A 25,060-nucleotide genomic window follows, 5' to 3' on the forward strand; every position below is an offset into this window, starting at 1 on the left:
ACGTCAGTAAGATCGCCCCGCCGATTGCTCCGCCATCCAGGAACACCCAGACGCGGTGACCGGCATCCGCCGATCGCATGCTGCGCCATGGTTGCGGCACATGCACGCGACGTCCGGCGGTTGAAGCCTATCCATCAATCGTCTGCGTCCCTTCCGAGAGAGCGCCACTCATGTCTGCATCGCCCTTGCGCACGACCTGTATCGCCGCCGTCCTGCTGAGCCTTGTCAGTGCCGATGCCACTGCCTTGACCGGCACGGCCAGCCGCCCACAACTCACCAGTAGCGAGGCGAGCACGTACACCATCTCCAAGGCCCTGGCCAAGGCCGGCCCAATCACCGCCCTGGTCACCGACAACTGGAATCCCACTGCAGGGGTCGCGCTGCTCAGCGCAGACTTCGCCGTCGCCGCCGATGGCTCCACGCGCTACCGCACCGTGCAGTCGGCGATCGATGCCGCTGTCGCTGCCGGCGGCAGCACCCGTCGTTACATCAGCATCAAGGCCGGCACCTATACCGAACTGGTTTGCGTGCCGACCAACGCGCCGCCGCTGACCATATTTGGCCTGGGCACCAACACCACCGACACCGTCATCCGCTTCAACAACGCCAACCCGACGCCCAAGCCGGCCGGCACCGCAAGTCACCCCTGTGCCAGCAATGCAGCGGCAACCACGGTGGGCACCTCCAACAGCGCGACACTGACCGTGCGCGCCGCCGGCTTCCAGGCGCGTCACCTGCGCGTGGACAACAACTATGTCGAAGGCACTTACCAGGACAACAACCAGTCGGCAGTCGCGCTGGCGGTGCGTGGCGACCAGGCCAGCTTCGAAGACGTGCTGGTGACCGGCAATCAGGACACCTTGCTGATCAGTGCGACCAATGCCGCCAATGTGATCCGCGCCTATTTCAAGAACAGCACCATCGAAGGCGATGTCGACTTCATCTTCGGCTCGGGTGTGGGCGTGTTCGACAACGCCACCATCCGCTCGGCCGGCGCGCGCCTGGGCAGCAGCCGTGGCGGCTACATCTTTGCGCCAAGCACACGTCCGGGCAGTGCCTATGGGTTCCTGGCGATCAATAGCCGCTTCGTCGCCGGCTCCGGATCACCCGACAACCAGACCTACCTGGGGCGTGCCTGGGACGAAGGCATCAGCAGCCTGTCCGCCTACGTCAACGGCACCTCACCCAATGGCCAGGTCACGGTGCGCAATTCCAGCCTGGGCAGCCACATCCGCAAGACCGCACCGTGGAATGCCTCCACCGTCAGCCGCCCGTACTGCAGCAGCAACTGCACCAATTCGACCAACCGGTTCTACGAATACGGCAATAGCGGTGCCGGCAGCGCGGACTGATGGTTCGCTACGCCAGGTTGCCCTGAGGCACCACGTCGCAACGCGTTGACGTTGCCACCCTCGCCTCTCGGCACGCCGTGTGATGCGGTGAGCCGGCAGGCGTTTTTGTTGCCTCCGATTGCGGCAACGCTGCAGCGCCTTCGGCAATGCGGTGCTGAATTCGCCCAGCCGGCAGCACGCATGGACGCAAGGGGCCACGCTTGCTCGTCGCTCGCCGCCAGCCAAGTGCTGCGGCAAGCGAGATGGTTGGCGCGCTGACGACCTGTGTTGAGGATCGCTGTCATGCGACTGCAACACCCAGGCGCGCCTGTGACTGATCGATAACGTCTTTCGCATCCCACTCCCGGAGCATCCCATGCAGTCCGATTGCCCATTTCCAGCGCTTGCGCCGTTGACGCTCGCGCTGCTTGGTCTGACAACATTCCAGGCCAGCGCCGCGCGGCCGCATACAGCGGACGCGCCCGACACCGCGCACAGCATTTCCACCAGTTGGGGCGTGATCCAGCAACCGACGCTGCCGACGCAGGTCTGCGCAACGCTCAAGGCCGCGTTGACGCCGGTTGCCGGTTCGCTGGACGCGCTCGATGCAGATCCCGCGCAGTCCAAGCGCGACACCGCGCGTTTGCAGGCGGCCATCGATGATTGCCCGGCCGGCAGCGCGGTGCGCCTGGTGCCCGGCGATGCCGGCGAGTCCGGCTTCTTGAGTGGCCCGCTGACGATCAAGAGCAAGGTCACGCTGTGGATCGACCGCGGCGTCACCTTGTTCGGCTCGCGCAATCCGCAGGATTACGACAACGGGCTGGGCACCTGCGGCACCGCGACCAGCGACAAGGCCAAGTCCTGCAACCCGCTGATCCACGTCGCCGATACCGCCAACAGCGCGATCGTGGGTGCCGGCAAGATCGACGGCCGCGGCGGCAGCACGCTCACCGCCGGCCCTAATGCCGGCACCGCCAGCTGGTGGGATCTGGCCTATCTCAATGTCAGCAAGGGACTGAGCCAGCACGTACCGCGGCTGCTGCAGATCGACGACAGCAGCGACTTCACCCTGTACGACATCACCCTGGAAAACTCGCCCAATTTCCATGTCACCACCGACAACGTCGTCGGCCTGACCGCGTGGGGCATCAAGATTCTTGCACCCAGCCTGGTCTACTCGCGCCCCGGTTATCGCTGCCCGGCCGGCACCACGCCCGACGTCACTGCGCACGCCAGTTGCTTCACGCCCGAAACGGCCAAGAACACCGACGGCTTCGATCCGGGCCAGTCGAAGAAGGTGTTGCTGGCGTACTCCTACATCGGCACCGGCGATGACGGCGTGGCGATTAAGGCGCATGCCAGCAGCAAGCGCAGCATCGCCTCGGAAAACATGCTGTTCGCATACAACCAGTTCTACTACACGCATGGTTTTTCGCTGGGCAGCGAAACCGATGCGGGCATGCGCCACATCGCCGTGCGCGGCTTGAGCATCGACGGCTTCAACGCGAATGATGTCGCGAGAGACCCGTATTCGGCCAACGGCTTGCGCATCAAATCCGATGGCACGCGCGGCGGCCAGGTCTACGACATCAGCTTCGAAAACGTCTGCATGCGCGGGGTTGCCCGGCCGCTGGTGTTCGACGCCAACTATGCCAACGCGGCGGTGCGCAGCAAACTGCCGAGTTTCAACGGTATTGCGCTGACCAATGTGCACTCGCTGGGTTCCAAGGCGTTCGGCGGCGGCGAGCTGAGCTTCTATGGGTATCGCGATGCGACCACGACCTTGCCGATCACCCTGTCACTGGACAACGTGGTACTGGAGGGCGGGCCGATCTCGTTCGCGCAACCGCACTTCGGTGGGCCGGCCAGCAATCCGGGCGCGACGCACTTCAGCTTCAAGGGCGGCCCGGTGAGCTTCTTCGATCAGCTATCCGAATCGGTGCCCAACGATATACAGCTGCAAGGCAAGCCCGGGCCGGGCACACCACTGCAGTGCAATGACGCGTTCATTGCCTACCACTCGGTATTGCCGGATTCACCGATCTGATCTTGCGCTTGAGTGGCAGCGATGCTGCGATCAGACGATCCAAGCATGCATCAAAACTCGGCTGATCGAGGGCGCGGCGCCCCCACCGCTTGCGGGACACGCCGTGAACCCATCCCTGGGGCTCGGTGGCGGCCTCCATGCCGCCACACGGTCCCGCAAGCGGTAAGGACACCGCGCCAGGGAGTTGGTCGGTGGCCGCATAAAAAAAGCCGCTAGTAGCGGTGTCCGTTGGACCTCGAGTAGGCGCGTCATGCTCGGACAACGCGCAACGCACTGCTCTTAAGCTTTGCACACCGACCATCTGGACTGGCCCTTGCCTGTCTACCGTCGTGGGACCTTACGCGGCATGGATGCCGCGTGAGGGCCTACATGGACGTACTTGCGGCGTGTCCCGCGACGGTGGGCGGGAAAGGGCCCTGCAGCCAAGCAGCAGATATACCGCTCTACCGCTGATCTATCACACCTTACAAGCCCCAATACACAACGCAGCAAGCAATCGAGACTTAGAGCGGTGGCGTCGTTTAGCCGCGATCAGAGGCTTGAATCAAAAGCTCGGTGGGTCGAGGGCGCGATGCCCTCACCACTTCCGGGACACGCCGTGAATCCATCCATGGAGGCTCCTTGGCGGCATCCATGCCGCCAAGGGTCCCGGAACCGGTAAGGACATCACGCCTCCTAAGTTGGTCGTACGCTGATGCAACCGCAAAACCGAGATGACCTATCCGAGGTGACTTAACGCAGCGGCTTGGTCGCTTGCATGCATGGGTGCATGGCTATCTAGCGATAGGGGCAGACCCACTCAACTTGCTGCCCGCCTTCGACGGAACGTGTTGTTCGGAAATCAGACCACGTCGGCCAGATCGCACAAGGCCCATGCAACCACCGCTGCATCTGACCCGCGGGCCGCCGGTCCTGCTCTTGCCATGCACACCGACGCTCTCGACTGGTCCTTGCCCGCTCACCGTCGCGGGACCTTACGAGGCATGAATGCCGCGTAAGAGCCTACAGGGACGTACTTGCGGCGTGTCCTGCGATGGTGGGCGGGCAAGGGCCTCGCAGCCAAGCCGCAGATCGACCGCTCCACCGCTGATCTACCGCACGTTACAAGCCCTGATACACAACGCATCGAGCAATCGAGACTTGGAACCGCTAACAAAACTACCGCGCTAGCTTCAGACGGGCGCAGCCGATGCTCGGTATCAGCATGTACCACCCGTACACTCCGCTCACCGCGCGCCACCCGCACTCACTGACGACCGTTCGCGACGTTTTGTTAGCCGCTCCTAGTCCGCGCCGCTGGCAGCACGCCAGCTATGCCACAACTGCTGCACGGGCGGTGGATAGGCGGCCTTGCCGGCAAGCTCGCGCTGCAGGCGCAGGCGTGCCAGCCGCGACCATACCCGGTGCGGGCGCGCCAACGCCGGTTTGCGCGGCCAGGCGCGCAGCAATTGCGTGCGCCATGCGGCGAGCGTCATGTCGCCGGGTGCGGCGCTGTCGCCAACCACACGCTGGCGTGCATCCAGCCATTGCAGCGCCACCGCGGTGGCATCGCCAGGCTCGGTGCGCGCAAACAGCGCGGCTTCCACGCCGACCACGGCCTCGGCGAAGGCACGCAATCTCGCCAACGCCTGCTGCAACGATTGCGGCTGCGCACGGGCGTCCTGCATGGCCGGCAAGGTGTCGGCCAGCTGCGCCCATGGCGCAGGCACCGGCTCCAGCACGCGCCCCAGCGGATGGCGCGAACGCTGCTGCGACCAGTCGCGCAGCTCCTGCTGCCACCATGCCAGCTTGGCGTCGGCCGGCAACGGGTCGCCGGCGATGTTCATGATGTCTTCCCATTCCTGCAGCAGCGCAAACCAGGCCGCCGTGAGGCGTCGCTGCGGTTCGGGAATGAAGGGCTCGGCAACCGACCATTCCGGCCAGCGCGTGCGCCACTTGTCGAGAAAACTGTCGAGAGCGCTGGATTGGCTCATGGCGGGTCCAGAAAAAAACGAAAGAAGATCAGGTCTGCGGCCACGCCACGGCATCCCACAGCGTCTGCGGCTGCGCGACGAGGACGTCGGCCTGCCAGCGCGACGGCTCGTCGTCGTGCAGGCGATAGCCCCACAACACCGCCACCGAGGGCATCGCCGCGGCGCGCGCGGCCAGGATGTCGCGCTCGTCGTCGCCGACGTAGACGCAGTGCGCCGGCGCAACGCCGATGCGCTCGGCCGCGGTCAGCAAGGGCAACGGATGCGGCTTGCGCTCGGCCAGCGTATCGCCGCCGATCAGCACCGCGCAGCGTTGCTCCCACCCCAATTGCGGCAGGATCAGCCGGGCCAGATATTCGGGCTTGTTGGTGACCACGCCCCAGATGCAACCGGCGCGCTCCAGCCGCAGCAGCAGTTCTTCGACACCGTCGAACAGCTGCGACTGCGTACCGATCAAGTCCTCGTAACGACGCAGGAATTCCGGCACCAACGCATCGCGCTCGAGCGCATCGAGTTCGGCAAACGCCACCGCCAGCATAGCGCGCGAGCCCTTGGATACCACCGGACGCAACTGCGCCAACGCCATCGGCGCACGCCGGCGTGCATCCAGCATCGCGTTGACGGTCGCCAGCATGTCCGGCGCACTATCAAGCAAGGTGCCATCCAGATCGAACAACACCGCACGCGGAAACTTCGACGATGCAGCGGCGTCTTTCCGCTGAGCGGCGTCATCTTGAACTCGGAATGGCTCGGACATCACCGGCGCCGGTCTCTGTTGTTGCGATTCCCGAATCCCGATTCCCGATTTGTCACGGCTTCACCGCATAGGCCAGGTAATTGACCTCGGTCCGCGACGACAGGCGCGCACGATTGCGCCATGGCTCGTACACCATGCCGCTGACATCTTCCAGCTGCAGTTCGGCACTGCGCAACCACGCCGCAAGTTCTGCCGGCTTGATGAAATCCTTGTAGTGATGCGTGCCCCTGGGCAGCAGCCGCGCGATGTATTCGGCGCCGACCACCGCCAGCGCAAACGCGGCCGGGGTGCGGTTGAGCGTGGACAAAAACAGCTTGCCGCCCGGCTTGAGCAGGCTGGCGCAGGCACGGATGATCGCGGTCGGGTCCGGCACGTGTTCGAGCATTTCCATGCAGGTCACCGCATCGAAGCTGCCCGGCTGTTCGGCGGCCAGGTCTTCCACCGACTGCACGCGGTAATCCACCTGCGCGCCCGATTCCAGACTGTGCAGGCGCGCCACCTTGACCAGCTCTGGCGCCAGATCGATCGCCGTGACCTGCGCGCCCAGACGCGCCATCGACTCGCTGAGCAAACCGCCGCCGCAGCCGACATCGAGCACACGCGCGCCGGCCAGGCCCAGCCGCGCGGACACGTACTCCAGGCGCACCGGATTGAGCGCATGCAGCGGCTTCTGCGGGCCATCGGCATCCCACCAGCGGTTGGCCAGCGCCGCGAATTTGTCCAGTTCGCTCTGATGGAAGTTGCTGGAATTGGATTGGGGATTCGGATTCATGCGGAGCTCCGTGATGGGGTGACGCGCGCTCAGGCGCGGACGGTGCGGATGCGCTCGCGCCACTGCCGCGCATTGGCGACCAGGGCAGCGGTGTCCATGTCGATGAGCTCGCGCTGCACCAGTTTGGGCTTGCCGGCGATCCACACATCGGTGACCTGATGACGGCCGGCAGCGTAGATCAGTTGCGACAGCACATGATGCAGCGGCTGGGTCTCCAGTGCGGACAGATCCACGCAGACCAGATCGGCCTGCTTGCCGATTTCGATCGAGCCGATCCTGTCGCCAAAGCCCAACGCGCGCGCGCCGCCCAACGTGGCCGCGCGCAGCGTGGTGGCCGCGTCCAGTGCGGTGGCATCGTTGGCCACTGCCTTGGCCAGGATCGCCGCCGTGCGGTTCTCGCTGAACATGTCCAGGTCGTTGTTGCTGGCGCAGCCGTCGGTGCCGATCGCCAGGTTCACGCCGGCACGTTGCAGCGCGCAGGCCGGGCAAAAGCCCGAAGCGAGCTTGAGGTTGGACTCCGGGCAATGCACCACGCTGACGCCGCGCTCGGCGCACAGGTGGATTTCCGCCTCGGTGAGCTGGGTCATGTGCACGGCGATCAAGCGGTCGTTGACCAGCCCCAGGCGGTCCAGCCGCGCCAGCGGGCGCTGCCCGTACTGCGCAACCGAATCGGCCACTTCCTGCGCGGTTTCGTGCGTGTGCAGATGCACCGGCAGATCCAACTGGTCGGCCAGCATGCGCACGCGTTCGAAGTTGGCATCGTTGACCGTGTACGGCGCATGCGGCGCGAAGGCGGTGCTGATCAGCGGATCGTCGCGCCACTGGTCGTGCAGTTCGCCGGCCCGTGCGAAGTATTCGTCGTCCGACGATGCCCAGGCGGTGGGGAAATCGATGATCACCGCGCCGACCAGCGCACGGAACCCGTGCTGCTTGTACACGGCCGCCTGCACATCGGCGAAGAAGTAGTTCTCGTTGACGCAGGTGGTGCCGCCACGCAGCATTTCGGCGATCGCCAGCGTGGTGCCGTCGGCCACGAACTCCGGCCCGATCACCGCCGCTTCCACCGGCCAGATGTGCTGCTGCAGCCACACCATCAGCGGCAGATCGTCGGCAACGCCACGCAGCAGCGTCATCGGGTTATGCGTGTGCGCATTGACCAGGCCCGGGATCAGGGCCGCCTCCGGGCGCGAGACGGTCTGCGTCGGCGCAAACCGCAGGCGCGCCTCGGCGGTGGGCAGGATCGCCACGATGACGCCGTTGTGCACCGCTACCGCGTGATCGTCGAGCACCACCGCATGCGGCTCGATCGGCACGACGTAGCCGGCTTCGATCAACAGGTCGCAGACTTCGGGAGGGGCATTGGTCATGAGCGGATCCATAAAAGGTTAGTTGTCGAACGGCCAGCTGGGATCGCCACCGGCCACAGGCACATAGCGCTGGCCGTTGTAGCGCAGCACCTGGCGCACGCGACGGGTGCGTTCGGTATCGGTGTCGCTGCCAGCGGCGCTCTCCACGGTAGACACGTTGGCTGTCAGCACGATGTCCGCATAGCCGGCATGTACCTGCGGCGCCATGCTCACGCTCAGATCGGCCACTTCGGTGATCACGTCGCCCTTGCCCAGACTGCACGGCTCGCCTTTCACACGTTGCCACGCATAGAGATCGCGTTGCAGCACCGGGCGCAGGCTACGCCCCTCGCGCACCAGCAGGGTCAATGCCTGATTGCTGTAAAAATCCGGGCAGCTGGGCCCGCGCGCGGCGCTGTGCACCACCACGCCGATCGCACGCACGCCCTTGGCCAGGTCGTAGCGCGCGGTGTCCAGGCGCAGGCTGTCGGCAGCCAGTTCAAAGGCGGCGTCCTCGCCCATTGCCTGCGCGTAGAACGCCAGCACCTTGCCGCTGGCGGCATCGAGCATGGCCACGCGCAACTCGAGGTCGCGCTCGCCAGGCACGCTCTCCGCATCGCCAGCAAATGCGATTGCCGCCAGCCGGATCGCCGCATCGTTCGGCCACGGCTTGCAGCTCTGGGCCACCAGACGGTCGACCGGCACCGCGGCGGCAGCGCCGCCCACGACGCCGGACGTTGCAATGGCCGCAACGGCGGCCACGTCATGGGCATCGCAGGTTGCGGCAGCCGATTGCGCAAACGCCGGGCACGCGAGCAGCGCACCCCACAGCCCCAACACGACACTGGCACTGCGTCCCGCTCGATCAGGCCAGTGTCCCGGACGCATCGTCTTACTTGACGCGCGCCGAGTATTCGCCCGAGCGGGTGTCGACCTTGATGATTTCGTCCTGGTTGACGAACAGCGGCACGCGCACCACCGCACCGGTTTCCAGCGTCGCCGGCTTGCCGCCGCCGCCGGAGGTATCGCCGCGCACGCCCGGGTCGGTCTCGGTGATCTTCAGCTCGACGAAGTTCGGCGGCTGCACCCAGATCGGCGTGCCGTTCCACAGCGTCACGATGCAGTCTTCCTCGCCCTTGAGCCACTTGTCGGCGCCACCCATGCCGGCCTTGTCGGTCTGCACCTGCTCGAAGGTTTCCGGGTCCATGAAGTGCCAGTACTCGCCATCGCTGTACAGGTAGCGCATGTCGGTATCGACCACGTCGGCCACTTCCACGTCGTCGGTTGCCTTCATGGTCATTTCGACCACGCGGCCGGACTTGATGAAGCGGTACTTCATGCGGGTGAAGGCCTGGCCCTTGCCCGGCTTGACGTATTCGGTCTCGGTGATGACCGCCGGCTCGTTGTTGACCAGGATCTTCATGCCGTTCTTGACGTCGTTCATGCCAACAGTGGCCATGGTGCAGCTCCTCGATAAGACCACGACCTGCCACAGGCCGTGGCAGGTCGGATTAGAATGGGGCGCCCGCCGCAACCGGCGGGCATTGGTTTTGTGACCGCACATGATACCCGCAGCCCCCCTCGCCTTGCAGCCATCTCCGCCGCCCACCCTGCAACCGCCGCGCTGGCAGCAGCAGTGGCGCGACGCCGTGCGCGACCCGCGCGCGCTGCTGGCGCTGCTGGGCCTGGAGGCGCAGGCGGCCGGGATCAGCGACGCGGCTGCCGCCCAGTTCCCGCTGCGGGTGCCGCAGGCATTCGTGGCGCGCATGCGCCGTGGCGACCTGCACGACCCGCTGCTGCGCCAGGTGCTGCCGCTGGACGATGAAATGCGGCCGGTGCCCGGCTTCGGCCTGGATGCGGTCGGCGATGGCGCCGCCAAGACCGCCGACGGGGTGATCCAGAAATACCGCGGCCGCGCGCTGCTGATCGCCACCGGCAGCTGCGCGGTGCACTGCCGCTACTGCTTCCGCCGCCACTTCCCGTATGCCGAGGAAACCGCCGCGCGCGACGGCTGGCGCGACGCGGTCGCCACGATCGCGGCCGACCCCGGCATCGACGAAGTGCTGCTGTCCGGCGGCGACCCACTGTCGCTGGCGACCGGCAAGCTGGCCGAACTCACCGATGCGCTGGCCGCCATCGGCCACATCAAGCGCCTGCGCATCCACAGCCGGCTGCCGATCGTGCTGCCCGAGCGCGTTGACGCGCCGCTGCTGGCCTGGCTGCGCAGCCTGCCGTGGCCGGTGGCCTTCGTGGTGCATGCCAACCACGCCAACGAATTCGATACCGCCGTCGACACCGCCATGCGCGCCCTGCGCGAGGCCGGCGCGCAGTTGCTCAACCAGGCCGTGCTGCTGCGCGGGGTCAACGACAGCGTGGACGCGCTGGCGGCCCTGAGCGAACGCAGCTTCGCCGCCGGCGTGCTGCCGTATTACCTGCACCAGCTCGACCGGGTGGCCGGGGTGGCACATTTCGAAGTGGACGATGCGCGCGCGCGCGCCCTGCACACCGAACTGGCCACGCGCCTGTCCGGCTACCTGGTGCCGCGCCTGGTGCGCGAAATCCCCGGCGACACCGGCAAACGGCCGCTGTAACCACCAGCTCTCAAACACATCGGATCGTAGGAGCGCACCCGGGCGCGACGAAGCATGACCGGTAACGCCCGTCGCGCCCGGGTGCGCTCCTACGCTGCTCAGCCTGCGGCGATCAGCTTGACCATGTCAGCCGGGCTCAGCGGGCGGCTGAACCAGTAGCCCTGGCCCAGGTCGCAGCCGCGCTCGCGCAGCAGGTTGAACTGCGCTTCCTGCTCGATCCCCTCGGCCACCACCGTGATGCCCAGCGAATGCGCCATGCCGATGATGGCTGTGGTCAGCGCCAGATCGTCCGGGTCGCGCTGCAGGTCGGCGATGAAACTCTTGTCGATCTTGACCCCGTCCACCGGCACCTGGCGCAGATGGCTCAAGCCGGAGAAACCGGTGCCGAAGTCGTCCAGCCACACCTTCACGCCGGTGCGGTGCAATTGATCGAGCAGGCTGGCAGCCATCATTTCGTCGCCGATCACCGCCGTTTCGGTCAGCTCCAAGTGCAATCGCGCGGCCGGCAGGCCGGACTCGGCCAGGCACTCGGCCACGGTGTCGATCAGGTCGCCACTGCGCAGCTGACGCGGGGAGACGTTGACCGAGATGAACAAGCCCTCGCCCACCACCGGCCATTGCGCCGCTTCCAGGCAGGCCGCGCGCAGCACCTTGGGGCCGATCACCTCGATCAGGCCGCTCTGCTCGGCGATATCGATAAAGGTGGATGGCGCAATCGTGCCCAGCGCCGGGTGCTGCCAGCGCAGCAGCACTTCCACCCCCACCAGCACCCGGTCGCTGGTGCGGTAGATCGGCTGATAGACCAGCCGCAACTCATCGCGATCCCAGGCCCCGCGCAGCTCGTGCTCCATGTGCACGCGCCGCTCCACCGCATGATCGGCGGCACGGCTGTAGAAGCGATGGCAGTTCTTGCCGGCGACCTTGGCCTGGTACATCGCGATGTCGCCGTTCTTCAGCAACGCAGTGGCATTGCTGGCATCGTCCGGGAACAGCGTGATGCCGATCGAGGTGCCCAGGAACACCTCCCGGCCCTGCACGTTCAAGGGGCGGCTCAATTCGTGCACCAGCCGGTCCGCCAGCTGGGCGGCAAGCAGGCTGACATCGCCGTTTTGCAGCAGGATCACGAACTCGTCGCCGCCAAAGCGCGCCAGGATCGCATCGTCGCCGCCCAACGTACCGACCGCGCGGCTGATGCGGCTGGCGAACTGCAGCAGCGCCTCGTCGCCGGCCTCGTGGCCCAGCGTGTCGTTGACGCGCTTGAAGTCGTCGATATCGGCGAACAGCAGCGCCAGCTTGCTGTCGGTGCTGCGGGCGGTGTTGAGCAGATGGTCCAGGCCCTCGCGGAACCCCAGCCGGTTGGTCAGCCCGGTCAGCGCATCGGTGTAGGCCATGTGGCGCACCTCGCGATCGTGCCGGGCGATGCTCTCGCTCATGCGGCCGAAGGCGGAAATCAACTCGCCGATCTCGTCGTTGCGCGGATGCGGCGGCAACTGCACCGCATAGTCGCCACGCTCGATCTGGCGCGCGGCCGCCGCCAGCAGCCGCACCGGCGCCACCAGGGTGCGCTGCACGTAGATGGCCAACAGCACCCCCAGCGCCACCAGCGCGGCCAGCAGCACCAGCAGCCAGCCCAGATCGCGCTTGCCGATCGCGTTGAGGTTCTGCACCAGGGTCAGGTTGGCGCCGGATTCGATCCTGCGCACCCGCTCGCGCGACATGCCCACCCGCACCCCGCCGATGCGCTGGTCGCCGATCTTGATCGGCACCGTCACGTCCAGCACTTCCGGCGTGGATTGCAACAGCATGGCCCGCGCGGTCACCGCCCTGGCTGCGAGCGGGTCGGTCATGGCCTGGCCGTAACGCTGCAGATTGGGCGAGCCGTCGTGCACCAGCCGGCCGCGTCGATCGAACACCAGCACGTAGCTCACCACCTGCTGCCGCGAGGCATTGCGCACCAGTGCGCCCACCGCGCCGAGGTCGGAGTAGTACAACGGATTGGCCAGGCCGTTCGCCAGCTCGGTGGCCAGGGTCTCGCCACGCGTGCGCAGGCTGCGATCGAACAGCTCGTGCAGGATCTGCGCGCTGAGCCCGCGCACCTCGCGCTGCATCGCGCTCTGGCGCTGCAGCAGCGACGCCAGGATCGCACCGACCAGCAGCAGCGTCAGCGCCATCACCAATAGAAAGCGTGCCTGCAGCCCGAAGCGCACCTGAGTCATTCCACTTGGTCCCTGACACGGTGCAAGCCGGCGCTCAGCGCATCCAGGCGGCGGCGGCTGGCAGCATCCAGCGGGTGGAAGGCGGTGGTGCCGAAGAAGCGCTTCAGGGCCGGCCCGGCCTTGGGGTCGGAGGCCGCCTGCAGCAGCACCACGCGCAGCCGCCGCTCCACCGCCGGATCCATGCCGGTGCGCACCATCTCCACCGCGCGCGGCACCGGCGCACTGCGATGCACGATACGGAAATCGCGCTTGAACACCTGCGGCAGATGACGCTCGTCGTCCCAGTCGGCGTTGCTGAAAGCGCCCGCATCGATCAGGTGCTGATGCACGAAGGCGGAGATATTCAATTTCGAGCCGACCATCAGGTAACCCACCGAGCCCGGCACCTGGCTGTCATCCGGCGACAGCAGCACATCGCAGGCGATGCCGTTGCGCACCAGCTCCAGCATCGGCAGCAGATAGCCGCTGGTGGAAGAGGCGTTCTGCAACGCCAGGGTGTGGCCGCGCAATTGCTTGAGCGACTGGATCGGGCTGTCGCGGCGGACGAAGAACACCGTATGGAACTCGCGCAGGCCGGCGCGCTCGGTCATCACCAGCGGGTGCGCACTGCCGCGCTGTTCCAGCAGCATTGCCGCACCGGTGGTTTCACTGACCCAGTCGACGCGGCCACGCCGCAGGTAACTGGACATCTGCCGTGCATCCGGCGCCATCAGGATTTCGCCACGGCGGATACCGACCTCGTGCATGCGCGGCACCACGTAGTCCAGCAGGGGCTTGAGTTGGGCGTAATGGGTGGCGGGATCGTCGCTGATCCGTCCAAGCACCAATACCGGGGAAGGCGCCGCTGTCGCCGTCGCGGCAAAGCCTGCCCCGGCCAACAGCCCGCAGGCAATCAGACACCATCGTAGACCGCGCAAAACGGACACTCCCCTAGAGCCGCCGACAGCCTAGCCGAATCTTTCGAGATGTGACAGACGTCAGTTTCCGTTGCGCTTTGCCAGCATGGCCATGCGCTGCGCATCGGACAGAATGCCGCGCAGCAAACGCACTTCCTGCTCGCTCATGTCCGCGCGCAACAGCAGCCGCCGCAGCTTGCGCATCGCCGATTCCGGCGCGCGCCCCTTGTGGAAGTCGATCTCGTCCAGGGTCTGGCCCAGCTGGCCGAACATGCCTTCCAGTTGGGCATGGCTGGCCGGGCCCTCGCGCAGCGCGCCGGCCGCCGTGGCGGGTGCAGCCTCCGCTTCGCCGGCCGCCAGCTGCGCCAGCCGCACCTCGTACGCCACGACCTGTACCGCCGCCGCCAGATTGAGCGAGCTGAACGCCGGGTCGGACGGGATATGCAGCGCCGCATGGCAGAGCTGCAGCTCGTCGTTGGTCAGGCCGGTGCGCTCGCGGCCGAACACGATCGCCACTTCGGCCGGTTCGCCGGCCTTGGCCCAGGCACGGCGTGCGCCCTCGTCCGGCGGCAGCTCTTCCAGCGCGACCCGGCGCGCACGCGCGGTGCAGCCGATCACCAGGGTGCAATCGGCCACCGCCTCGGCCAGGGTGGCGAAGACCGGCGCCTCGCCGAGCACGTCCTCGGCACCGGCCGAACGCCGATAGGCGTCTTCGTCGAGCGCACGCTCCGGCGCCACCAGCACCAGGCGCGACACCCCCATTGTCTTCATCGCGCGCGCGGCGGCGCCGATGTTGCCTGGATGCTGGGTGCCGACAAGAACGAAACGGATGCGCTGGCTGACGGACATGAACGGAGATTGGGGAGCGATTCGGTCGTAGATGGTAAACTGCGCGGCCGGCTTTGGTGCCGGACCGCTCTTTTACCTTCGCCATTTTCGATTCTGCCTTCACGGGAGCTTTAACCATGCAGAAACCCGCCGTCACCGTCATGGTCAAAGCCGCCCGCCTCGCCGGCAATGTGCTGTTGCGCGGTATCAACAAGCTCGATGCGCTCAACGTGGTGCAGAAAGGCCGCATGGACTACGCCAGCGAAGTCGATGCCGATGCCGAGAAGGTCATCATCAAGGAACTCAAGCGCGGCTACCCCGAGTACGCCGTGTTCGGCGAAGAAGGCGGCGTGCAAGGTGGCAAGAGTGGCCGCTATACCTGGGTCATCGACCCGCTGGACGGCACCAGCAACTATCTGCGCGGCTTTCCGCATTACTGCGTGTCGATCGCGCTGGTGGAAAACGGCGAACCCACCGATGCGGTGATCTTCGACCCGCTGCGCAACGAGCTGTTCACCGCCAGCCGCGGCGCCGGTGCGGTGCTCAACGACCGCCGCATCCGCATCGCCGAGCGCAAGGACCTGGAAGGCGCGATGGTCCACACCGGCTTTCCGCCGCGCGAGCGCGCACGCACCAGTGCGCAGCTGAAGTGCGTCGATGCGTTGCTGGTGCAGGCCGAGGATGTGCGTCGTACCGGTTCTGCCGCGCTGGACCTGGCCTATGTGGCCTGCGGCCGCGCCGATGCGTATTTCGAAGCCGGCGTCAAAGCCTGGGACATCGCGGCCGGCGTGCTGCTGGTGCGCGAAGCCGGTGGCCGCGTCTGCGACTACAAGGGTGCCACCCCGCCGCGCATGGACAACATGGGCCCGGAAACGCAGCAGATCGTGGCCGGCAACATCAAGATCAGCGACGCGCTGCAGAAGGTCATCGTCAACACCGGCTACGCCCGCGAGTTCGACGCCAAGTTCTGATCGCTCCCCGAGCGCAAGTTCTGACCGACGCCCGCACACCGTAGGAGCGCGCCAGAGCGCGACGGGCCTTCCCGGCAAAGCCCCTCGCGACCAGGGTCGCTCCTACAACAGCGCGCAGTAAAACGCACAAGGCCGGAATTGCTCCCGGCCTTGTTCGTTCCAGCTCGATGCAAAGCCCATCGGCGCCGCACACCGTAGGAGCGCGCCCGAGCGCGACGGGGCTTTCCCAGCAAAGACCCTCGCGACCAGGGTCGCTCCTACAACAGCGCGGAGCAAACGCACAAGGCCGGGATCGCCCCCGGCCTTGTACGTTCCAGTTCGATGCAAAGCCCATCGGCGCCGCACACCGTAGGAGCGCGCCCGAGCGCGACGGGGCTTTCCCAGCAAAGCCCCTCGCGACCAGGGTCGCTCCTACAACAGCGCGGAGCAAACACAAAAGGCCGGGATCGCTCCCGGCCTTTTGTGTTGGGTGACGCTGTCACAGCGCTACGTGGACCCTAGCGCTGATGCAGGACTTCAGGCGATCGCAGCGTGGTAGCGGCGCTCGACTTCTTCCCAGTTCACTGCGTTGTAAAACGCGCCGATGTATTCCGGGCGACGGTTCTGGTACTTCAGGTAGTACGCGTGTTCCCACACGTCCAGACCCAGGATCGGGGTGTTGCCTTCGAACAGCGGGCTATCCTGGTTGGCGGTGCTTTCCACCACCAGCTTCTTGTCCGGGGTCACGCTCAACCAGGCCCAGCCCGAGCCGAAACGGCTGACGGCGGCCTTCGTGAAGGCTTCCTTGAACTTCTCGAAACCACCGATGTCCTTGTCGATCGCCTTGGCGACCTCGCCCTTGGGCTCACCACCGCCATTGGGCGACAGCACGGTCCAGAACAGCGAATGGTTGGCGTGGCCACCACCGTTGTTGCGCACCGGGCCCTGCAGGTTTTCCGGCAGGCTCTTCAGCTTGGACACCAGCTCTTCCACCGGCAGGTCAGCGTACTCAGTCCCTTCCAACGCCGCGTTGACGTTGTTGATATAGGTCTGGTGATGCTTGGTGTGATGGATTTCCATCGTCTGCGCATCGATGTTGGGTTCCAGCGCGTCGTAGGCGTAGGGCAACTGCGGGAGGGTGTAGGCCATGCGTGTCTCCTGGACTTGCCGCCCGGCGAAGACCGGGCGTTGCGGGGTAGATGGTAAGGACGGCGGCGACGCTTACCAAGGGTATTGGCAGGGAAACTTCATCCCATCGCATGCCGCGTCGTGTTCGCTGCACACCTTGCACCATGCCCCGGTTACTTTGGCGTGAACCGTCCCACCGCCCGGCGCGTTCAAAGTCGACACAGTCGCGCAGCGGCATACTTGCTCTGCCGTCCCACCCCCCTGTTTCTGGAACCGTCATGCGCAAGCCCGCTTTGCTGATCGTCGCCATCGTGCTGCTCGTCGCCGGGTTGTGGGGCATGCGCGCGATGCAGACACCCAAGCCGCACTTCGCGCCGCAGCTCAGCGCGCCGATCGCCGCGGCAGCACCGGTCGAACGCTCACCGCAGCAGCAAGCGTTGCCGGGGTTTCTGCCGACTGAGGCCATGGCCACGATCGTGCTGATCCAGCGCGGCGGGCCATTCCCGCATCCGCAGGACGGCAGCGTGTTCGGCAATCGTGAGCAGCGCCTGCCCGAGCGTCCGCGCGGCTACTACCACGAATACACCGTGGAAACCCCAGGCAGTCCCGATCGCGGTGCGCGCCGCATTGTCACCGGCGGTACCCCGCCGCAGGCGTGGTATTACAGCGACGATCATTACCAGAGTTTCAGATCGTTCCAGGGCCCGGCCCCGGAGCAGGCACCATGAGCGCAGGCGACTTCGCACTGGACCTGTCCGACCCGCAGCAATCAGGCGTCTACCAGGCCGAGACCGACGACCTGGACACCATGGCCGCCCTCGCACGCGATGCAGGCCTGCACATCCTGCGCGTGGACCTGGCCAGCTGCGACGACAAGCACAGGTTGCTGATGCGTCTGGCCACCCAACTGGACTTCCCGGCCGGCTTCGGCCGCAACTGGGACGCGCTCTCCGATGCCTTGCGCGATCTGGCATGGCTGCCGGCGTCGCATGGCTATGCGTTGCTGATTGACGGCGCCGATGCGCTGGCCCGCACTGCGCCGAACGACCGCGACACCTTGCTGGACATCCTCGACGAAGCGGCTACCGCCTGGGCCGCACGCGGGCTCACGTTTGCGGCATTCGTGGCGCCTGCGAGTGCCTGCGACTAGGCGCTGCCTGCCAGACGCATCCCGCAATCACGGGACACAGCACGATCAACACAGCGTATTGGTGATCGGTGTTCACTGGTGCGTATCCAGCGCGCGTTTTACGCGACGCACTGCCCCACAGTTGCCATCTTGTAGTGAAGGTGTGGTGCCAGTTATTCGCACCACACCTCAACAGGCCGGCACGCAGTCGCGCACCGGCTCGATCATCAGCTATCCAGTTCGCTCCAGCGCGCGAACGCCGCATCCAGCCGAGCCTGCGCATCGCCCAATGCGGCCGTATGCGCGGCCATCGCCGCACTGTCGCGCTGATAGAAAGCCGGGTCGTTCATCGCCTCGGTCAGTGCCGCGACCTGCTGCTCCAGGGTTTCGATCAAGGCCGGCAATTGCTCCAGCTCACGCGCGTCCTTGTAGCTGAGCTTGCGCTTGGGCGTGGCATCGGCCGGCAGCGCAGCCGCCACCGGCGTGGTCGCCGCCGCCGTTGCCGATGCCTTGGCGACCGCCATCGCGTTGGGCGCCGGGGTGCGACGCTGACGCAACGAATCGCTGTACCCGCCGACGTAATCGCCGATCAGGCCCTCGCCCTCCATCACCAGGGTGGAGGTCACCACGTTGTCGAGGAAGTCGCGGTCATGGCTGACCAGCAACAAGGTGCCGGTGTACTCGCCCAGCAGCTCTTCCAGCAGCTCCAGCGTTTCCACGTCCAGATCGTTGGTCGGTTCGTCCATCACCAGCAGGTTGGACGGCTGCGCGAACAGGCGGGCCAGCAGCAGCCGATTGCGCTCGCCACCGGACAGCCGGGTGATCGGCGCACGTGCGCGCTCGGGGGTGAACAAAAAGTCCTGCAGATACGCATGCACATGCTTGCGCTTGCCGTTGATCTCGATGAAGTCGCGGCCTTCGGCCACGTTCTCGATCGCGCTCCAGTCCTCGCGCAGCGTGGAACGGTACTGATCGAAGTAGGCGATCTGCAGATTGGTGCCGATGCGGATTTCGCCCTGCTGCGCCTGCAAATCGCCCAGCAGCAACTTCAGCAAGGTGGTCTTGCCGCTGCCGTTGGGGCCGATGAGCCCGATGCGGTCGCCGCGCTGGATGATGGTCGAGAAGTCCTTGACCATCGTGCGTGCGCCGAACGCAAAGCCGACTTCCTTGGCCTCGATCACCTTCTTGCCGGAGGACTCGCCCTGCGAGACTTCCATGCGCACGTTGCCGGTCAGGTCGCGACGCTGCACGCGCTCGTTGCGCATCGATTCCAGGCGCCGCACACGGCCTTCGTCGCGGGTACGCCGCGCCTTGATGCCCTGACGGATCCAGATTTCTTCCTGCGCCAGCATCTTGTCGAAACGCGCGTTTTCCTGCGCCTGCGCATTGAGCCGCTCTTCGCGGCGCCGCTCGTAATTGGCCCAGTCGCCCGGCCAGCTGGTGACCTGGCCACGATCGATCTCGACGATGCGGGTGGCCAACGCACGCAGGAAGCGCCGGTCATGGGTGACGAACAACACGCTGCCGTTCCAGTTCTTCAGGAACGACTCCAGCCAGTCGATGGCTTCGATGTCCAGATGGTTGGTCGGCTCGTCCAGCAGCAGCACATCCGGCGAGGACACCAGCGAGCGCGCCAGCAGCACGCGCCGCTTCATGCCGCCGGACAACCGCGCAAACTCCGCATCGCCGTCCAGTTCCAGCTTGGTCAGCGTCTCGCTGACGCGCTGATCCAGCGCCCAGCCGTCGGCCGCGTCGATCTTGGCCTGCACCTTGCCAAACGCGTCGGCATCGAACACCTCGGCATGGCTGAGCTGATGGAACTCGGCCAGCCAGTGACCCAGCTCGCCCAGGCCGTCGGCCACCACATCGAACACGCTGCCGCCGGTGCCCTGCGGCACTTCCTGCTCCAGCCGCGCGATGCGCACGCCCTGTTGCACGCGCACTTCGCCATCGTCGGGCTTGAGCTCGCCGGCAATCAGTTTCATCAAGGTCGATTTGCCGGCGCCGTTGCGGCCGATCAGGGCGATACGCTCGCCCGGCTCGATCGTGAGGTCGGTTTTTTCCAGCAACAAGGGGCCGCCGACGCTGTAGTCGACGCTTTGCAGAGTGATTAAAGGCATGGCGTAATTGTACGGGATTGGTGATTAGGGATTCGGGATTGGCACAAGCGCACGCTGCCGCGGTGACGAATCCCGAATCCCTACTCCCCAATCCCGGCTAAAATGCGCCATGAATGAATTCTCCGCGCTGCCGCTGTCGCCGGCCCTGGCCCCCGGCATCGACGCCCTTGGCTACACCGTCCTTACCCCCATCCAGGCGCAGAGCCTGCCGCCGATCCTGCAGGGGCTGGACGTCATCGCCCAGGCGCCGACCGGCAGCGGCAAGACCGCCGCCTTCGGGCTGGGCCTGCTGCAGAAGCTCGACCCGGCGCTGACCCGCGCGCAGGCGCTGGTGCTGTGCCCCACCCGCGAACTGGCCGATCAGGTCGGCAAGCAGCTCCGCAAGCTGGCCACCGGCATCCCCAACATGAAGCTGGTGGTGCTCACCGGCGGCATGCCGCTCGGCCCGCAACTGGCCTCGCTGGAGGCGCACGACCCGCAAGTGGTGGTCGGCACACCCGGCCGCATCCAGGAACTGGCCCGCAAGCGCGCCCTGCATCTGGGCGGGGTGCGCACGCTGGTGCTGGACGAGGCCGACCGCATGCTCGACATGGGCTTCGAAGAACCCATCCGCGAGATCGCCAGCCGCTGCGACAAGCACCGCCAGAGCCTGCTGTTCTCGGCCACCTTCCCGGACATCATCCGCACACTGGCGCGCGAGATCCTCAAGGACCCGGTCGAAATCACCGTTGAGGGCGCCGACAACGCGCCGGAAATCGACCAGCAATTCTTCGAGGTCGACCCGACCTACCGGCAAAAGGCCGTCGCCGGCCTGCTGCTGCGCTTCAATCCCGAATCCAGCGTGGTGTTCTGCAATACCCGCAAGGAAGTGGACGAGGTGGCCGGCTCGCTGCAGGAGTTCGGCTTCTCCGCGCTCGCCCTGCACGGCGACATGGAACAGCGCGACCGCGACGAAGTGTTGGTGCGCTTCGTCAACCGCAGCTGCAACGTGCTGGTGGCCAGCGATGTGGCCGCACGCGGGCTGGACGTGGAAGACCTGTCGGCAGTGGTCAATTACGAGCTGCCCACCGATACCGAAACCTACCGCCACCGCATCGGCCGCACCGCGCGCGCCGGCAAGCGCGGATTGGCGCTCAGCCTGGTGGCCCCGCGCGAGAGCGGCCGCGCGCAGGCGCTGGAAGCCGAACAGGGCCAGCCGCTGAAGTGGTCGCGCGCGCCCCTGGCCACCGCCCGCCCGGCGCAGCTGCCGCAGGCGGCCATGACCACGCTGCGCATCGACGGCGGCAAGACCGACAAGCTGCGTGCCGGCGACATCCTCGGCGCATTGACCGGCGAAGCCGGACTATCGGGCGCGGCGATCGGCAAGATCGCGATCTACCCCACCCGCTCCTACGTCGCCATCGCCCGCGCGCAGGTCGCCAAGGCGCTGGCGCATCTGCATGCAGGCAAGATCAAGGGACGCCGGTTCCGGGTCAGCAAGCTGTAATCAACGCGCGGCAGCGGCCCTGCCGACCAACCGCTCGGGCGGCGGCGATAGCGTCTGCCGCTCGATCCACAGGGATGGGCATGCTTGCGCATTCCTGTTTTCAGAAAGCCTGATCGGCAAGCTGCTCGATCAGCAAGCTGCCTGGATCAATAGCTCAAGGTAGCCAGCAACGGCACGTCATTGGCCCACTTCTCGCGGCCCTGCAGCGCCAGTAGTTCGACCAGCACCGCCGCGCCGACCACTTCCAGCTCCAGCTGTGCAGCCAGACTCAGGGCCGCGCGCAGCGTACCGCCGGTGGCAAGCACGTCGTCGACAATCAACACGCGCGCGCCGCGTGGCAACGCGTCCTCGTGCATTTCGATGCGGTCGGTACCGTATTCCAGCGCGTATTCCTGGACCAGCGTACGCCCGGGCAGTTTGCCGGGCTTGCGCACCGGCACAAAGCCGGTACGTAGTTCGCGCGCCAGCGCCGACCCCAGGATGAAACCGCGCGCCTCAATGCCCAGCACCGCATCCAGCGGCGTGGTGCGCCAAGGCTGCGCCATTTCATCCAGCGCCGAGGCGAAGTCCGGGCCATCCGACAGCAGCGGCGTGATGTCCTTGAAGACGATGCCCGGCTTGGGAAAATCGGCGATGTCGCGGATCCGTTCGGACCATTGATTGGGTCCGGAAGAATTGGTGCCGGCGCAGCGGGTGCAGTCAGTCATGGTGGTGGTGGCGTCTAGGCCGGTGGGGACCACCCTATTCTAGGCTGCGCGCGCTCACGACGCCGCGTTTACGACATACCTGCATCTGAGCGCGTCAGGAACTGCAGGACAGCATCGAGCAGCCGGCGCGGTCGCGCGCCCAGTTCGGTCGCCGTGCGGCAAACGCCTCGCGGCCCGGCTGCTCGTCGTATGGGTGACGCATGACCTCCAGCAACTCCTGCACGCCGGATGGATCGCCCTGCTCGGCCAGGTCGATCGCCTGCTGCGCCAGATAATTGCGCAGCACGTAACGCGGGTTGGCCAGGCGCATGCGTTCGCGCCGCGCCTGCGGCGACAGCGTGTCCTGCTGCAGCCGCTCAGCGTAGCGCTGCAACCATTCCTGCAGCTGCGCGACATGCGCGAGGCGCTTGTCCTCGTCATAGAACGCCTCACGCAACAGATCGGGATCCGGATGCTCCGGCACCAACGCGATCAGGCCGCGGAAGGTCAGCGTCATGTCCATTTCCGCGTTGTGCATCAGCGCGCGCAGCGCATCGATCAGCTGCAGATCCTCGTCGCGGCAGTCGGCCAGACCCAACTTGGCGGCAGTGTCGCGGCGGTCGCAGGCCAGGTAGGTATCGCGGAAGCGGTCCAGCCCCAGCTGCAGCTGCGCCTGGTCGGCGAACAGCGGTGCCAGCGCCTGCGCCAGGCGCCCCAGGTTCCAATAGGCGACCTGGGGCTGGGTGCCGAAGCGGTAGCGACGGCCCTGCGCATCGGTGGTGTTCGGCGTCCAGTCCGGGTCGTAGTCGTCTACCCATCCGTAGGGGCCGTAATCGATGGTCAGGCCCAGGATCGACATGTTGTCGGTGTTCATCACCCCATGCACGAAGCCCACCCGCATCCAGTGCGCCACCATCACCGCGGTGCGCTCGCAGACCTGTGCGAACCAGGCTGCGTACAGCGCCTCGCCAGCACCTTCCAGCTGCGGGAAATCACGCGCGATGGTGAAATCCACCCATTGCCGCAGCAGCGCCAGATCGCCGCGCGTACTGGGCAGCTCGAAGTTGCCGAAGCGGATGAACGACGGCGCCACCCGGCATACGATCGCGCCCGGCTCGCGCTGCGGCCGGCCGTCGTAGAACATGTCGCGCACTACCGCATCGCCGGTGGTGACCAGACTCAGCGCACGCGTGGTCGGCACACCCAGATGATGCATCGCTTCGCTGCACAGGAATTCGCGGATGGACGAGCGCAATACCGCCCGGCCATCGGCACCGCGTGAATAAGGGGTCGGGCCGGCGCCCTTGAGCTGCAACTCGTAGCGACCGCCATCGACCCCGATTGCCTCGCCCAGCGAAATCGCCCGGCCGTCACCCAACTGGCCGGCCCAATGTCCGAACTGGTGCCCGCCATAATTGACCGCCCACGGCTGCATGCCCGGGTACAGCGCATTGCCGGCGAATACCTCGGCAAACTGCGCGCTGTTGATCTCGGCCTCATCCAGCCCCAGCCGTTGGGCGACATCGGCCGAATACGCCAGCAGGCGCGGCGCGGCCACCGGCGTCGGCATCACCGTCGACCATGCAGCGCGTACCTCGCGGCGGCGTGGACCTTGTTCGGAATCACCGGGCAGCTGCTGGCGCAGGCGGTTGTCAAACTGCAGAGTCGTCATGCATGCCAGCGTAGGCCAACGACAGTGAACTTCGCATGGGCAACCACGCATCCGGCGTTGCGCACGTACCGTATCTTGGAGCAGCTGGCCGCCAGCAAACGGGCTCGTCCTGCACACGCAGGCAACATCCGCCGCGTTATTCCTCCCCGCCCCTCAAACGACATCGCCCATGCCCTCGCGCACTTCCCGCTGGTTTCGCCCCGCCCTGCTGCTGCTCGGCTCGCTGACACTGACTGCCTGCAGCAGCGTGTTCTTTGGCGGCATCAACGCCGCCTCCAGCCGCGAGGGCATTGTCGAGCACCGCGACCAGGTGTTCGATCCGGCGCATGGTCTGGCCCTGGACGTCTACCAGCCGCGCGGCGCGGTGGATGCACCGGTGGTGGTGTTCTTCTATGGCGGCACCTGGAAGCGCGGGACGCGCGCCAACTATCGCTGGGTCGGACGCGCGCTCGCGCGCCAGGGCGTGGTGGCGATGGTGGCCGACTATCGCAAGTATCCGCAGGTCGGCCTGCAGGGCTTCATGTCCGACGCTGCCGGCGCCACCGCCTGGGGCTATCGGCATGCGCATGACTACGGTGGCGACCCGACGCGCCTGGCGGTGATGGGCCACTCTGCAGGCGCGCATATGGCCGCGCTGCTGGGTACCGACGCGCGCTGGCTGCAGGTGCAAGGCCTGCAACCCCGACAACTGTGCGGGGTGGTGGGTCTGGCCGGGCCCTACGACTTCCTGCCGCTGACCGACCCGGAGCTGATCGAGATCTTCGGCGAGGCACCGGCCGCGCAACAGCAATCGCAGCCGGTGCGCTATGTCGGCGGCGACGAACCGCCGATGCTGCTGCTGCACGGCGATGCCGATCGCGTGGTCGAGCTGCAGAACAGCACCTCGTTGCAGCACGCCCTGCAACGTAAGGGCGGCACGGCCGAGTTGAAGGTCTACCCGAGCATGGGCCATCTCGGCATCGTGCTGGCGCTGCGCAAACCGCCCGAGCGCTCGCCCGTGCTGCGCGACACGCTGCAGTTCCTGCGGCAATGTCGGGCGCCTTGATTGGGCGGTACGGGATTGGGCGGTACGGGATTGGGGAGTCGCCAAACCCTGGCAGGACACCGTCGAAGCACGGTGGCCTGTAGCTTCCTG

General features: G+C 66.4%; 21 protein-coding genes and 1 other RNA gene. 9 read left to right on the forward strand and 13 right to left on the reverse strand.

Going from position 1 to position 25,060, the window contains the following annotated elements; all coding sequences use genetic code 11:
• The first annotated feature begins 212 nt into the window (after nucleotides 1–212).
• From ABQY64_RS12040 to ABQY64_RS12050, 3 genes are all read left to right on the forward strand, one after another.
• On the forward strand, nucleotides 213–1,352 hold the full coding sequence (locus tag ABQY64_RS12040; protein ID WP_349779410.1) for a putative acyl-CoA thioester hydrolase: 1,140 nt from the start codon (nucleotides 213–215) through the stop codon (nucleotides 1,350–1,352).
• A 355-nt stretch (nucleotides 1,353–1,707) separates the two neighbouring features.
• Nucleotides 1,708–3,378: a glycoside hydrolase family 28 protein gene (locus tag ABQY64_RS12045; RefSeq protein WP_349779353.1), complete on the forward strand. Its 1,671-nt coding sequence runs from the start codon at nucleotides 1,708–1,710 to the stop codon at nucleotides 3,376–3,378.
• Nucleotides 3,379–4,582: 1,204 nt separating this feature from the next.
• Nucleotides 4,583–4,657, forward strand: a non-coding RNA gene (locus ABQY64_RS12050) — sX9 sRNA.
• A 4-nt stretch (nucleotides 4,658–4,661) separates the two neighbouring features.
• On the opposite strand, the gene ABQY64_RS12055 is transcribed toward ABQY64_RS12050, so the two are convergent.
• From ABQY64_RS12055 to efp, 6 genes are read right to left on the reverse strand one after another with little or no spacing between them, the layout of a single operon-like run.
• Entirely contained in the window at nucleotides 4,662–5,351 is a 690-nt protein-coding gene (locus tag ABQY64_RS12055; RefSeq protein ID WP_349779352.1) for a squalene/phytoene synthase family protein, read from the reverse strand.
• A gap of 28 nt (nucleotides 5,352–5,379) precedes the next feature.
• A complete protein-coding gene (locus tag ABQY64_RS12060) occupies nucleotides 5,380–6,105 on the reverse strand; it encodes a phosphoglycolate phosphatase (RefSeq protein ID WP_349779351.1) in 726 nt (241 codons plus the stop codon).
• A gap of 52 nt (nucleotides 6,106–6,157) precedes the next feature.
• Nucleotides 6,158–6,877, reverse strand: a complete 720-nt coding sequence (gene ubiG, locus ABQY64_RS12065) for a bifunctional 2-polyprenyl-6-hydroxyphenol methylase/3-demethylubiquinol 3-O-methyltransferase UbiG (RefSeq protein WP_104595267.1) — start codon at nucleotides 6,875–6,877, stop codon at nucleotides 6,158–6,160.
• A gap of 29 nt (nucleotides 6,878–6,906) precedes the next feature.
• Nucleotides 6,907–8,244: a TRZ/ATZ family hydrolase gene (locus tag ABQY64_RS12070; RefSeq protein WP_024940415.1), complete on the reverse strand. Its 1,338-nt coding sequence runs from the start codon at nucleotides 8,242–8,244 to the stop codon at nucleotides 6,907–6,909.
• 18 nt (nucleotides 8,245–8,262) lie between these two features.
• Complete coding sequence (locus ABQY64_RS12075; protein ID WP_102596282.1) at nucleotides 8,263–9,111, reverse strand: hypothetical protein; 849 nt, start codon at nucleotides 9,109–9,111, stop codon at nucleotides 8,263–8,265.
• A 4-nt stretch (nucleotides 9,112–9,115) separates the two neighbouring features.
• Nucleotides 9,116–9,682, reverse strand: a complete 567-nt coding sequence (gene efp / locus ABQY64_RS12080; protein ID WP_007962665.1) for an elongation factor P — start codon at nucleotides 9,680–9,682, stop codon at nucleotides 9,116–9,118.
• Between the two features lie 103 nt (nucleotides 9,683–9,785).
• On the opposite strand from efp, the gene epmB reads away from it, so the two are divergent.
• Nucleotides 9,786–10,814, forward strand: a complete 1,029-nt coding sequence (epmB, locus tag ABQY64_RS12085; RefSeq protein WP_047128831.1) for an EF-P beta-lysylation protein EpmB — start codon at nucleotides 9,786–9,788, stop codon at nucleotides 10,812–10,814.
• A 98-nt stretch (nucleotides 10,815–10,912) separates the two neighbouring features.
• Here epmB and ABQY64_RS12090 read toward each other — a convergent pair whose 3' ends face one another.
• Genes ABQY64_RS12090 through ABQY64_RS12100 form a run of 3 tightly spaced genes read right to left on the reverse strand, consistent with a single transcriptional unit; the run spans nucleotide 10,913 to nucleotide 14,775 of the window.
• Nucleotides 10,913–13,030 (reverse strand): bifunctional diguanylate cyclase/phosphodiesterase, encoded by a 2,118-nt coding sequence (locus ABQY64_RS12090; RefSeq protein WP_104622771.1) that lies wholly within the window; start codon nucleotides 13,028–13,030, stop codon nucleotides 10,913–10,915.
• Nucleotides 13,027–13,956 carry a phosphate/phosphite/phosphonate ABC transporter substrate-binding protein gene (locus tag ABQY64_RS12095; RefSeq protein WP_039526931.1) on the reverse strand — a complete coding sequence of 310 codons (930 nt, stop codon included), beginning with the start codon at nucleotides 13,954–13,956 and terminating at the stop codon, nucleotides 13,027–13,029. Before ABQY64_RS12095 ends, ABQY64_RS12090 begins: the two co-directional genes overlap by 4 nt.
• A gap of 51 nt (nucleotides 13,957–14,007) precedes the next feature.
• On the reverse strand, nucleotides 14,008–14,775 hold the full coding sequence (locus ABQY64_RS12100; RefSeq protein ID WP_104559571.1) for an RNA methyltransferase: 768 nt from the start codon (nucleotides 14,773–14,775) through the stop codon (nucleotides 14,008–14,010).
• A 116-nt stretch (nucleotides 14,776–14,891) separates the two neighbouring features.
• Here ABQY64_RS12100 and ABQY64_RS12105 point away from each other — a divergent pair, with 116 nt between their 5' ends.
• A complete protein-coding gene (locus tag ABQY64_RS12105) occupies nucleotides 14,892–15,725 on the forward strand; it encodes an inositol monophosphatase family protein (protein ID WP_039521909.1) in 834 nt (277 codons plus the stop codon).
• A gap of 516 nt (nucleotides 15,726–16,241) precedes the next feature.
• On the opposite strand, the gene ABQY64_RS12110 is transcribed toward ABQY64_RS12105, so the two are convergent.
• The gene (locus ABQY64_RS12110) at nucleotides 16,242–16,853 is read right to left on the reverse strand and encodes a superoxide dismutase (protein ID WP_016904847.1); all 612 of its coding nucleotides are present in this window, start codon (nucleotides 16,851–16,853) and stop codon (nucleotides 16,242–16,244) included.
• Nucleotides 16,854–17,110: 257 nt separating this feature from the next.
• Here ABQY64_RS12110 and ABQY64_RS12115 point away from each other — a divergent pair, with 257 nt between their 5' ends.
• A complete protein-coding gene (locus ABQY64_RS12115) occupies nucleotides 17,111–17,560 on the forward strand; it encodes a ribonuclease domain-containing protein (RefSeq protein WP_016904848.1) in 450 nt (149 codons plus the stop codon).
• Nucleotides 17,557–17,982: a barstar family protein gene (locus ABQY64_RS12120; RefSeq protein ID WP_047125236.1), complete on the forward strand. Its 426-nt coding sequence runs from the start codon at nucleotides 17,557–17,559 to the stop codon at nucleotides 17,980–17,982. Before ABQY64_RS12115 ends, ABQY64_RS12120 begins: the two co-directional genes overlap by 4 nt.
• Nucleotides 17,983–18,188: 206 nt before the next feature.
• Here the strand turns inward: ABQY64_RS12120 and ABQY64_RS12125 are convergent, their stop codons facing one another.
• A complete protein-coding gene (locus ABQY64_RS12125; RefSeq protein ID WP_039813680.1) occupies nucleotides 18,189–20,081 on the reverse strand; it encodes an ATP-binding cassette domain-containing protein in 1,893 nt (630 codons plus the stop codon).
• A 109-nt stretch (nucleotides 20,082–20,190) separates the two neighbouring features.
• On the opposite strand from ABQY64_RS12125, the gene dbpA reads away from it, so the two are divergent.
• Nucleotides 20,191–21,567 (forward strand): ATP-dependent RNA helicase DbpA, encoded by a 1,377-nt coding sequence (gene dbpA, locus ABQY64_RS12130; RefSeq protein ID WP_039521915.1) that lies wholly within the window; start codon nucleotides 20,191–20,193, stop codon nucleotides 21,565–21,567.
• Nucleotides 21,568–21,713: 146 nt separating this feature from the next.
• Here the strand turns inward: dbpA and ABQY64_RS12135 are convergent, their stop codons facing one another.
• Both ABQY64_RS12135 and ABQY64_RS12140 read right to left on the reverse strand, forming a co-directional pair.
• Nucleotides 21,714–22,274: an adenine phosphoribosyltransferase gene (locus ABQY64_RS12135; protein WP_024939306.1), complete on the reverse strand. Its 561-nt coding sequence runs from the start codon at nucleotides 22,272–22,274 to the stop codon at nucleotides 21,714–21,716.
• Nucleotides 22,275–22,368: 94 nt separating this feature from the next.
• On the reverse strand, nucleotides 22,369–23,925 hold the full coding sequence (locus ABQY64_RS12140; RefSeq protein WP_349779350.1) for a protein adenylyltransferase SelO: 1,557 nt from the start codon (nucleotides 23,923–23,925) through the stop codon (nucleotides 22,369–22,371).
• 169 nt (nucleotides 23,926–24,094) lie between these two features.
• Here ABQY64_RS12140 and ABQY64_RS12145 point away from each other — a divergent pair, with 169 nt between their 5' ends.
• Nucleotides 24,095–24,970, forward strand: coding sequence for an alpha/beta hydrolase (locus ABQY64_RS12145; protein WP_211920182.1), 876 nt, complete (start codon nucleotides 24,095–24,097; stop codon nucleotides 24,968–24,970).
• Nucleotides 24,971–25,060: the final 90 nt, after the last annotated feature.

Source organism: Xanthomonas sp. WHRI 7065, from assembly GCF_040203115.2.
In the GTDB taxonomy this organism is placed as follows: Bacteria; Pseudomonadota; Gammaproteobacteria; order Xanthomonadales; family Xanthomonadaceae; genus Xanthomonas; species Xanthomonas arboricola.